This is a genomic window from Synechococcus sp. R55.3 (genome assembly GCF_047461975.1).
Taxonomy (GTDB): Bacteria; Cyanobacteriota; Cyanobacteriia; order Thermostichales; family Thermostichaceae; genus Thermostichus.
This window is the reverse complement of the sequence record NZ_JANSIG010000073.1, coordinates 1-11,125: the sequence shown is the minus strand read 5'-3', so window position 1 is coordinate 11,125 and position 11,125 is coordinate 1. Positions and strand designations below refer to the sequence as shown.

The 11,125-nt window shown below is 58.3% G+C and carries 9 protein-coding genes and 1 tRNA gene; 6 read left to right on the top strand and 4 right to left on the bottom strand.

Features of this window, described 5'->3' with window-relative positions:
• Positions 1-1,387 (top strand): proton extrusion protein PcxA (pxcA, locus tag NW849_RS11110; RefSeq protein WP_414357688.1); only part of this gene is annotated, 1,387 nt, incomplete at its 5' end.
• A 163-nt stretch (positions 1,388-1,550) separates the two neighbouring features.
• On the opposite strand, the gene NW849_RS11105 is transcribed toward pxcA, so the two are convergent.
• The 3 genes from NW849_RS11105 to uvrB form a co-directional block, all read right to left on the bottom strand.
• Positions 1,551-2,141, bottom strand: a complete 591-nt coding sequence (locus NW849_RS11105; RefSeq protein ID WP_414357687.1) for a DUF721 domain-containing protein — start codon at positions 2,139-2,141, stop codon at positions 1,551-1,553.
• A 33-nt stretch (positions 2,142-2,174) separates the two neighbouring features.
• A complete protein-coding gene (locus NW849_RS11100; protein ID WP_414357686.1) occupies positions 2,175-4,043 on the bottom strand; it encodes a mechanosensitive ion channel family protein in 1,869 nt (622 codons plus the stop codon).
• Between the two features lie 85 nt (positions 4,044-4,128).
• A complete protein-coding gene (gene uvrB / locus NW849_RS11095; protein ID WP_414357685.1) occupies positions 4,129-6,216 on the bottom strand; it encodes an excinuclease ABC subunit UvrB in 2,088 nt (695 codons plus the stop codon).
• 296 nt (positions 6,217-6,512) lie between these two features.
• On the opposite strand from uvrB, the gene NW849_RS11090 reads away from it, so the two are divergent.
• Positions 6,513-8,297 (top strand): DUF3352 domain-containing protein, encoded by a 1,785-nt coding sequence (locus NW849_RS11090; RefSeq protein ID WP_414357684.1) that lies wholly within the window; start codon positions 6,513-6,515, stop codon positions 8,295-8,297.
• Between the two features lie 7 nt (positions 8,298-8,304).
• Here NW849_RS11090 and NW849_RS11085 read toward each other — a convergent pair whose 3' ends face one another.
• A complete protein-coding gene (locus NW849_RS11085; protein ID WP_414357683.1) occupies positions 8,305-8,772 on the bottom strand; it encodes an ATP-binding protein in 468 nt (155 codons plus the stop codon).
• A gap of 141 nt (positions 8,773-8,913) precedes the next feature.
• On the opposite strand from NW849_RS11085, the gene NW849_RS11080 reads away from it, so the two are divergent.
• The 4 genes from NW849_RS11080 to NW849_RS11065 all read left to right on the top strand — a co-directional run bounded on the left by NW849_RS11080 (position 8,914) and on the right by NW849_RS11065 (position 11,123).
• Positions 8,914-9,111, top strand: coding sequence for a cytochrome b6f subunit family protein (locus NW849_RS11080; RefSeq protein ID WP_041436278.1), 198 nt, complete (start codon positions 8,914-8,916; stop codon positions 9,109-9,111).
• Positions 9,112-9,148: 37 nt separating this feature from the next.
• A complete protein-coding gene (locus tag NW849_RS11075) occupies positions 9,149-9,478 on the top strand; it encodes an HU family DNA-binding protein (protein ID WP_238376891.1) in 330 nt (109 codons plus the stop codon).
• Positions 9,479-9,490: 12 nt separating this feature from the next.
• Positions 9,491-10,951 (top strand): DASH family cryptochrome, encoded by a 1,461-nt coding sequence (locus tag NW849_RS11070; protein WP_414357682.1) that lies wholly within the window; start codon positions 9,491-9,493, stop codon positions 10,949-10,951.
• A gap of 100 nt (positions 10,952-11,051) precedes the next feature.
• Positions 11,052-11,123 (top strand) — tRNA-Met (locus NW849_RS11065).
• Positions 11,124-11,125 lie beyond the last annotated feature (2 nt).

The following is an 11,125-nucleotide window of genomic DNA, read 5'->3' as shown; positions in this document are numbered from 1 at the left end:
AGCAATGGGAGAATCCGTATTGAGCAGGCTGGGCCAATGGATCTCGAATACCCCCCTGCGCTCCCTCGACCAAGCTTATGAGGCTGCCCTGCGCATTAAAGCCATCGAGGATCAATACTTCCAGGGAGGATCCATCGGCAGCAACGGGCAACATGGCCAGAATGTCAGCCGCTACTTTCAAATTCAACTGCGCCGGCAACTGCGCCAGATCGATCTGCGTTTGGCAGAGTTCAGAGCCAGCAGCGCCCTTTCTCGCCTGCCGGATCCCGAGCAAAATGGCAGTGGCCCTGTTTCTGCCCAAGATAAAGATCAAGAACGCCATGCCGCTGAGGTCGATGCTCCTGAAAGCAACGGCGAAAACCCTGAGAATGGTCGCCAAAGACGAGATCTTTCCATCTTGGAGAAACTGCAGTTTATCGATCAGGTGACTTCTCGATACAAACGCCCGACCAGAAAATCCCAACCTGTCTCTGCTTCAATTTCCACTTCACCTGAGCCTCTCGAACCGCCAGAACAACCTACCTCAACTGAACCCAGTTCTTCTAATGTCTCTGTCAAGGCAGGCTCCGGCAATGGCGCTGCCCCGGTCGCTTCCAAAGCTGCGATTCTGCCCCGCTCCATTCTGCGCACGGCCAGCCAAATCCGCCGTGAGCTGAGTTCCCAGGCCGAGGAGGAACTGATCCAAGAGTATCGGGAGGCTCGCACTCGCACACTGGTATCGATTCGTTTTCTGTTGTTGTTGGCCGTTTTGCCTCTGCTCACCCAGATCCTCTCGAAAAACTTTCTGTTTGGGCCATTGGTGGATCACTTCCAACAACGGGAGCCTGCCATTGTGGCTCTAAGCCACGAATTCCAAGAAAAAGCCCTGTCAGAGTTCGAGTTTTTCAAGGAAAGAATAGAATTTGAGCGAGCTTTGCACCATCAACCCCCAGAGTGGGATCTGGAATCAGAAGAGCAACTGTCCATGAAGGCAGAGGAACTGCTGAAAAAATATAGCCGTAGGAACTCGGAAGGCTTGAAGAATATCCTTGCTGATTTGCTTTCGCTGCTGGTGTTTGGCTGGCTTATCTTTATTGGGCGTGAGGAAATCGAAGTCCTCAAGTCTTTTTTGGATCGTCTGATCTACGGCCTCAGCGACAGTGCCAAGGCTTTCATTATCATTCTTTTTACCGATGTGTTTGTCGGTTATCACTCACCCCACGGCTGGGAGGTGCTGCTGAGTAATTTGGCTGCTCATTTGGGGGTACCGGAGAATCGCGATTTTATCTACGGCTTTATTGCTACTTTTCCGGTTTTTCTGGATACACTTTTTAAGTATTGGATCTTCCGCTATTTAAACCGTGTATCGCCGTCTTCAGTAGCCACCTATCGGGCTATGAACGATTAAGGGTTCGCAGTTGCATTTCAAACTGGGTTGAGACGCTTCCCAAGCGCTCCTTGCCGCTGCCGTAACCATCCACAACCTCTCTCAGAGGAAGAAAGAAGTTGGGGATCGACCTGACGAATCGTTTGATTGCCATTTGAAGCAACCGTAATTCGAGTTTCCTGAGTTAGCTGGGCGGGCGTAAGGATTGTCGATGGCAGAACCCGCAGACAAACCAACGCTCCAATTCGGCGGCAGGGGTAGGACAGCGGCAGGCGGGGCAGGGGAACAGGTTTTGCTGGGTTTGTTGTTGTTTCACCACCCTGGCCCAGCGCTCGAAAGCCACTTTCGGGTCGGAGGCGGGCTGTTTTGGATTGGGGCTGCGACAGGATCCAGGGCGTTGTCCATCTTGGTCTGCTAGGCGGGGAGCGCCATAAAACTTGCTGGTCAGCTCCGCATCAGGATGGGGGGCAGCCGGGCTGGATCCCTTGTGCCAGGCACCAGAGCTGAAGCGGATATCGCTGAGGGGAGATTGTAGCCGGCTGTTGAGTTCCCTGAGAATGATCTGGCGTTGCAAGGTTAAGTTTTGTGCCCAGGCCGGGGTAGAGGTGGCCACCTGCAGCACCTGTCGGCGCAGGCTGAGAGGATAGGTTTGGGCGGCTACGGCCTCTCCGACGAGTTCGGGCCAGAGCTGCCGCAGGGTTTGCATTTGCTTCAGTTCAGCCCAACGGGGATGGCTGCCAAAGCTTCCCAGTACCTCATCTAACCGCTGCAACATGGTGTCGATAGGGTGTCAATGGCAGGCAATAGCTTAGGAAACACCATTTTGGTCTTCCGGCGATTGAGCCGCTTCTTTGAGGGCAGAGTGAATGGAGTCGGTATCGGGCAAAGAAGGGGATCCGCCATTTTGACTGAGGGGGGCAAATCCCTCTAGGCTGCGGATATGAATATCTTGTTGCGGGAAGGGGATGCGGATCCCACGTCGCCGAAACTCAGCCTCGATCAGGAAGTTTAGCTCGCTGATCAAGACAAACTGATCTTGAGGACGGTTGATCCACACCAGCAGCTCAAAGTTAAGTGCAGAAGGGCCAAAGGACTTGAGCCAGACTTGGGGGGCAGGGCTGCTCAACACCCGAGCATTTTCTCTGGCGGCGCTGAGCAGGGCTTCGGTGACCAGGGCGGTATCGGAGCCGTAGGCCACGCCCACAGGAATGTGAATGCGACAGCGGGGATCCCGGTAGCTCCAGTTCACCACCTTCGATTCGGTAAAGCGGGAGTTGGGCACAATCACAAAGATGCGATCCAGGGTGCGCAAGACGGTGGCCCGTGGGCCAATGCGCTCCACTGTGCCGAGCAGGTTGTCCACTTCCACCAGATCCCCGATTTGGATGGGGCGCTCCAGCAAAATGGCAATGTAGCTGATGTAGTTGTTGGAGAGGTTTTGCAAACCAAAGCCGATCCCCAAACCCACCGCCCCGGCAATAACCGCCAAGGAGCCCAGATTAAGGCCGCTGAAGGGCAAGACCAGAAGGATGCCGAACAGGGTCAGGATGTACTTGAAGATGGCCGCCGAAGACTCTTGGGTGCCCAGATCCAGCCCCAGGCGTGCCAAAAAGCGCTGCTTGAAGCCAACACTGACGTAGTGGGCGCCGGTGAAAACCAAGATGGAGAGAACGAGGAAGACCAGCAAGCTGGCAATCGAAACGCTGGAGTTGGGCAGAGGCTGGGTGAGAACGCCCAGAGCCGTGGCGACCACACGACCCAGGCCCAGGTAAAAGGAGCGCTGAAAAGGTCGCAGGGCAGGGATGAAGCTGATACCGCGATCCAGCGAGATGCCGGCGATGAGGATTGCCCCCACGCCCCGCAGCAGCATCCCACCCACATCGATCCAGGTGCCCCAGGCCTCTCCGGCCTTAAGCTCCAACCAGCGTTGCAGACGGGTTAAGCTGCGGTCGAACAGCCGCCAGAGAAAGAACCCCACCACCAGGGTGGCGATCCCTGCCAGGAGGGTCAGAACCAGCACGCGCGGATCCTGGGCCCGTTGCAGAGCCAGCAGGTCTTCGCGGTAATTGGCAATCGCTTGCTCCAACCGCCGCGCCCAACTATTGGCCACCAGACGCACGTCATTCAGGTTCACCTGACCCGGTGTCACCCTGCGCTCTGCGGCTGCATCGGCATAGGTGACGGTAAACAAATACCGTTGGGTGGCCTCAAAGCGGCCTCTTTCCCCCAGGCGTAAGATGTATTGCCCATTGGCATCCTGGGCCACCCGTACCTCTGGCTCCGGCAACTGCCCTTCTTCCAGAAAGCGCTCGATGATCGCCCGAACGTTGTCGGCCCGCACATCGCTGGGGTAGTCTGCCGTCTGCAGGCGGAACACCGGGATGTTCCCCACCAACACCTCTGTGCCCTCTTGGCCGGTCAAAGGGATCCCGACTGGGCTGGGAGCCGGAGCAGGGGATCCCTCAGGAGTTGGCGCTTCAGCCGGTGTGGGTCGGGGATCGGCCAGGAAAAAGTTGGGATCCCGAAATTCAAGGGCTTGAGCCAAGGGGATCCCTGAGGAGGCAGAGGCGACGGCAGGGGTAAGCCAGAGACCTATCCCCACCGTCAGCCCAACCCAAAGAGCTGCTCGCTTAAGTGGGACGGAGTCCTGCATGGCCGGTTTGGTACGAACGCCCATCGATAATTGGGGATCCCTGAGGGCTGCCCTGTAAGCTCATGGTGGCACAAGCCGACCTCAATTTTGGCCAATCTGAGCAAGGATTTTAGGTGCCCTGAGGGTGGCCTAGAAGGCGTTGACGCAGCTTTTTGATTTTATCTCGTAGCTGGGCGGCTTCCTCAAATTCTAGGTTTTTGGCGGCCTCTTTCATCTTCAGTTCCAGTTGGCCGATCAGCTCCGGAATCTCGGAGAGAGGGATCTCTTGCGCAGCTTGAAAGGCTTTTTCCAGATCTGGGTTGCTGAGTTTGCGGGAGATGGCCAAAAAAGACAAGATGGCATTGCTGTTTTTCTTGACGATGGGCTTGGGCGTGATGTTGTGTTGGCGGTTGTATTGCAATTGAATTTCGCGGCGACGCTGGGTTTCGGCAATGGCCCGGGCCATGCTGCTGGTCATGGTGTCGGCGTACATCACCACCGTTCCACGGACATTCCGCGCTGCCCTCCCAATCATCTGAATCAGGGAGCGCTCTGCTCGCAAAAACCCTTCTTTGTCGGCATCCAAAATGGCCACCAAAGAAACTTCTGGCAAGTCCAACCCTTCCCGGAGCAAGTTGACCCCCACCAACACGTCAAAGGCCCCTTCTCGAAAGTCTTGTAGGATTTCAATTCGCTCAATCGAGGTGATCTCGGAATGCAAATAGCGAACTCGGATCCCTCGCTCCTGGAGATATTCTGTGAGATCTTCTGCCATCCGTTTGGTGAGGGTGGTCACGATCACCCGTTCGGCAGATCCCTGCCGAGAGCGTTCCAATCGCAAGTAAATTTCTCCCAGCAAATCGTCCACTTGCCCAGCCGTGGGGCGCACATGCACCTCAGGATCCACCACGCCGGTGGGCCGAATTACCTGTTCGACAACCCGACCGCTGCCGGGCACATAGAACTTCAGGGTCTTGCCATCTTCCACCAGGGTTTCAAATTGGGCCTCGCTCTGCTCTAGTTCCCAGTTGCCGGGAGTAGCCGAAACAAAGATGCACTGATGAACTTTGGCCCAAAACTCTTCGGCTTTGAGGGGGCGATTGTCGAGGGCGCTGGGCAGGCGAAAACCATGATCTACCAGCACCTGCTTGCGGGCACGGTCGCCATTGTACATGCCGCGAATTTGGGGCACGGTCACGTGGGATTCATCCACCACCAGCAGCCAATCGTTGGCCTTGAAATAATCCACCAAGCAGGCGGGGGGCTCTCCTGCTTTGCGCCCTGTTAAATGTCTGGAGTAGTTTTCGATCCCGTTGCAATAGCCCACCTCTCGCAGCATTTCTAGGTCGTAGCGGGTGCGCTGTTCCAGCCGTTGGGCTTCCAGGAGCTTGCCTTCTTTGCGAAAGAGGGCCAGTTGCTCTTCCAGTTCTTGCTCGATGTTGAGGATTGCCCGCTCCAGTTGTGCTTCTGGCGTCACAAAGTGCCGAGCAGGATAAACTCTGAGGGCGCTGAGGCTGTTCAAAATCTCGCCTGTAACCGGGTCGATTAAGCGAATGGCCTCGATCTCATCCCCAAAAAATTCGATGCGAATTACCCGATCCTCATACGCCGGCACAATTTCCAGCACATCCCCTTTGAGGCGAAATCGCCCCCGCACCAGCTCCAGGTCATTGCGCTCGTACTGGATGCTGGCCAGATCCCGCAGGACATCCCGTTGGTTAATCTCCTGGCCGACTTTGAAGGGGATGGAAGCCTTCAGGTATTCTTCTGGCATGCCCAGACCATAGATGCAGCTCACCGAGGCCACCACAATCACATCTCGCCGTTCAAACAAAGAGCGGGTAGCCGAGTGCCGCAGCATATCGATTTCATCGTTGATAGAGGAAGATTTGGCGATGTAAGTATCGGTGCTGGGAACATAGGCTTCCGGTTGGTAATAGTCGTAATAGCTGATAAAGTATTCGACGGCATTATTGGGAAACAGCTCTCGTAGCTCATTGCACAGTTGTGCCGCCAGCGTCTTATTGTGGGCCATCACCAAGGTGGGCCTGCCGATTTGCTGGATGGTGTGGGCGATGGTAAATGTTTTGCCGGTTCCGGTTGCCCCCAGCAAGGTTTGGAAACGATGGCCTTCTGAAATTGACTTCACCAAACCGGCAATTGCCTTAGGTTGATCTCCGGTGGGTTGATAGGGAGAAACCAGTTGAAACTCTGACATGGGTTTGACTTTCGGATGGGCCTAGATAGCTGCCGGGCTGGTCAAGGCAGGGCTGATCTGCACGTTGGTTTGGAATGGTGGTGCGGATCACAAAGGCTTGTAGGGTGCCTCTAAGCTTGACCGCCTGCTCAGCAGTGGGCTCCAGCTTGCGCACCAGGATGAGCCTCTGTTCCATGGTAAGGTTTTATCATGCATGACTGAGGGCAGCTCTTCTTCCTGGGCCTGTTCATGCCAGTGATGTGAAGCATTAGGGCCTGGGTACACGCGCTACGTCTCCCTCGGTGAAGAGATGAGATATGGGACGACGGCAACTCTTGCGCGGGATCCTAATCGGGTTGGGTCTTCTGGCCGCCCTGATGGTGTGGGTTGTCGTGTGGCTGCTCACCCGCAGTCCGGTAGCTTTGTTGCTGGCCCACCCGGAGCTGCCGCCAATTGTGGGTTTGGCCCCTCGCTCCGCACAAGCGCTGCTGGTGTTGGCCGTTCCCCTGGACGAGGTGCAAGCGTTTTGGCAAGCGGCAACCCCTGCCCCTCAGCGACGCGCTACCCGTCAGCAGTGGCAAAAGTTTTTCTCCCCTGAAGGCCCAGGCTGGCTGGGATCCATGCTGGCCGGGGGATCCCTTGATTTCGAGCGGGAGGTGCGGCCCTGGCTGGGGAGGAGCACCCTCTTGGCCAGTTTGCCGGAGTGGGGCACCTTGGTTGCCCTGGAAACGCGGGATGCGGCGCTCTCTCAGTTTGAGCTGAACCTATTGTGGGAACGGCAGAGCTTGGCCGGGAGGCCGGTGCAGGTGGACACTTACAAGGGCATTCAGGTGGTGTCCAGCCCGATTCCGGGCCTGCAGGGTTTCTCGGCAGCCGTTTTCGGCGAGCAATACGTGTTGCTGGCGGAGCAGCCTGCTGCCATTCGCGCCGCCATCGATGCTTGGCAATTGCCGCAGTTGTCTCTGGTGGCTCAGCCCTTGTTTCGGCGGGTGATCCAGCCGCTGCGGGAGGCACATGTGGGTTGGGCCTTCTGGCAGAATCCAGAGGCGGTTTCTCCAGACGGGCTGACGTTGCAGGCGGTAGGGCTGGGGTTGGGGGTGAACTTCCAGGGCTTGGTGGCCGAAAGTGCTGCCCTCTGGCATGCGCCTGCCGGGTTCTCCTTGCCGACAGCAGAAGCCTTTCGCCCGCAGATCCTTCAACATCTGCCGGATGAGACCTTGGCGCTGGTTTCCGGAGAGAATCTGGCCTCAGTTTGGCAGAGCCTGGGGCAGATCCAGCCCCTAAATCCCCTGGGATTGCGGGTGGATCCCGGCCAGTGGCGGCAGCGCTTGCAATCTCAGGTGGCGCTGGACTGGCAGCACCTGTTGCCGGAAGGGGGGGAGTTTGCCTTTGCCCTATTGCCCGGCGACGGGGATCCAGCCTGGCTGTGGGTCGGTAAGCTGCCGGATGAGTCGAGTTTCGACTTGGATGAGCGGGCGCGCGCCCAAGGCTGGCAGGTGGTCTCTCTGGCGACGAAGCGCGGCACCGCCACTGCCTGGGCCCAACCGACCACTCCTGCGGGGGAGACGGAGTCCTTGCCGTCAGAACCCCCGCCGGTCGCGACAGCGGGACGGAGTCCTCACCGCTCCACCCATCGACCGGAGATCCCCGTGTTGGCAGGGGAGCGGCTGGAAGTCAGCGGGAAGGGAGGATCCCTGCCGTTGCCGGCGGCAGAAGCTCTTCCCCAGTCGCCGTCGGGGATCCCGCTGCCGGCACAGGTGTATCATGCCGATCGCAAAGGCTATTCCTACCTGGCTTCTTCTCTGGCGGCTCTGGAGGCGGCCCTTGCGGATCCCCCCTTGGGTGCCGACCGCGCCTGGCGCAAGTTGGTGGCCCCCCTGCCCCACCGCAATCTGGGCTATGGCTATGGATCCCTGGGGTTGCTCTTGGAAAGCGAGCTGCCCGACCCGGTCGCGTCAGCGGCGCGGAGCGCTAAGGGATCCCGCTGGGCATCCACGCGCTTTGCCTTTGCCACCACAGCCTTCACCGTTTCTGAGGCTCCCTATCCGGATCAGGGTCGCCAGATTACCCAAATGGGCAAGCTGTTTTGGCAGTGGTATTGAGGGAGGGTCAGACTATCCAGGGATCCCGGCAGTTGGGGTGGATGTACTTGGCCAGATAGACCTGGTTGCCCATTTCATTCCACTCCACAAAGTCGAAGATTTGGGTGAGCAGAAGCATCCCCCGGCCCGATCGCGACAGCGGGACGGAGTCCTCTTCTTCAGTTTCCGAGATGCCGTGTTGGCAGAGGTGGAGCTTGCATTGGGGACGAAAGCCGGGCCCTTGATCTCGCACCAGCCATTGGTAAAAGGGCTCCGAGCTGGCGTACTCGATGATCACCTTCTTGTTGGGGTCGAGGCCGTTGCCGTGGCGGACGGCATTGATGATTGCTTCCTGTAGGCCCAAACGTATTTCCGCTCTCCAGGCAGGAGGGACTTTTGAGATCAAGAGATCGAGGACAGGCTGAGTGTAGAGGGTGGAGGGAAAGCTGATAACGCTCCAGGAGCAGTGGGCGGGTTTGAGGGAAAGGGCAATCACGGAGGCAGTCTTCCCTGGGGCACGGCACTCTGACCCCATTCTAGCAATCCCATCGGGGTCAACCCCAGCAGAGGTGCGGCAGGAGCTCGGCAAGGGGACTTTTGCCGTACCATCTTGAGTGGTAAGTCTCTTCGCGGTTTTATGGCGATCAAGGTTGGAAATAAGGTCAAAGTTCGCTCTGTCCAGGATCGCGGACAAGAAAACCTCAGCGCTCTGGTGGGCAAAGAGGCTGTGGTGCTGGCACGGCGTGTGGTCGATGGCAGCGGTGTCGGCTACATTCTGGAGTTTCCCGATCGCTCTCGACATTGGTTTTTCGAGAGTGAACTGGAGGTGCTCTAAGCCCCTGTCTGTGTTCTGTTGTCTAGAGGGTCGGTTGGTGGCTTCTCCTCCTCATTTGACTCGCCGTTTGCTGGCCCGCCAGATGGCCGCGCAGGTGGATGGCCTGACCGTGGAAATGGCTGCTGCTGCTCTGGAGGCTATGCTGGACAGCATTAGCCAATGCCTGGCCCAGGGGGGATCCGTGCGGCTGGCTCGCTTTGGCACGTTCTCGCTGCGCCATCGTCCCGCCCGGCAAACCTATCATCCGCGCACCAAGGCCCCTGTTCACATCCCGGCTGCCGATGTGCCTCATTTTGTTCCCAGCCCTGAGCTGGGGCGTCCAGCTGGGGTTCGGGTGTCCAAGTCTGAGTCCGCGGGATCCGTGTAGGGTAGCTGCAGAATGACCGTCCTGCTGTGGTTTCGCACCGACTTGCGCCTGCTGGATCACCAGCCGCTGACGCGGGCCTGCCAACAGGGATCCCCTTTGATCCCCTTGTATTGCTTGGATCCCCGCCAGTTCGGCGAGACTTCCCTTGGGCTCCGCCCCAGAACCAGCCCTTTCCGCGGTCAGTTTTTGCTGGAGAGTTTGGCAGATCTGCGGCAGCAGTTGCGGTCGCGCGGCTCGGATTTGGTGATCCGCCAGGGACAGCCAGAACAGGTGATCCCCACCTTGGCACAGGAGTGGGGGGTCGAGGCGGTCTATGCCCATGAAGAGGTGGGCACCGAGGAGAAGGAGGTGGCGGCTGCTGTTGAGCGGGCTTTGTGGTCTCTGGGGATCCGGCTGCAGGTTGATTGGGGCCATACCCTCTATCACCCTGAGGATCTCCCCTTTTGTCTCTCGCAACTGCCGGAGCTGTTCACCCGCTTTCGAAAGCAAGTCGAGGGGAGCACCCCCATCCGGGATCCCTTGCCCATTCCCTCGATCCCCCCCCTGCCATCGGGTTTGGATCCCGGCCCTCTGCCCACCCTGGCCTCGCTGGGGCTATCTTCACCTGCTAGGGATCCACGGGCCCGCTTCACCTACCTTGGCGGCAGCACTGCTGCCCATGCCCGCCTGCAAACCTACTTTTGGGATCGGGATCGGCTGCGCATCTACAAAGAAACCCGCAACGGCATGTTGGATCCCGACGATAGCTCCCGGCTTTCTGCTTGGTTGGCCCTGGGCTGCATCTCCCCTCGCACCGTCTATGCCGAGGTCAAGCGTTACGAGCAGGAGCGGGTGCGCAATGAGTCCACCTACTGGCTGGTGTTTGAGCTGCTGTGGCGGGATTATTTTCGCTTTATCTTGGCCAAGCACGGCGCCAAACTGTTCCGTCCTTCTGGGATCCAAGGGATCCCTATCCCTTGGCAGCAGGATTGGCCGCGCTTTCAGGCTTGGTGTCGGGGTGAGACGGGCTACCCCTTGGTGGATGCCAACATGCGGGAGCTGGCGGCTACCGGATTTATGTCCAACCGGGGACGGCAGAATGTGGCCAGCTTTTTGACCAAGAACCTGGGCATCGACTGGCGCATGGGCGCTGAGTGGTTTGAGTCGCTGCTCATCGACTACGACGTGGCCAGCAACTACGGCAATTGGAACTACACCGCCGGCGTAGGGAACGATGCCCGCGGCTTCCGCTACTTCCACATCCCCAAACAATCTCGCGAGTACGATCCCAAAGGAGACTATCTGCGCCACTGGTTGCCGGAATTGGCCGGGATCCCGGGGGATAAAATCCACGAGCCCTATCGCCTCACTGCTGCCGAGCAGAAGCAATTTGGAGTCCGATTGGGGGTGGACTACCCTCGCCCACTGGTGGATTTGGAGAAGTCTCTCGCGGCCAACCGACGGGTTTACGAAGCTGCCCTGACCTGCCGATAGGCGTGGCTATGTCTGTGGCTTCTCTCCCGAGAGGGGGCTGAGGGGACTTTCCAAGCAGCAGTTCTGGCCCAAGAGTGCTATTCTAGTTAAGCGCTGTCCTGGCTCAGTAGCTCAGCGGTAGAGCAGGGGACTCATAAGCCCTTGGTCGCGTGTTCAAATCACGCCTGAGCCATC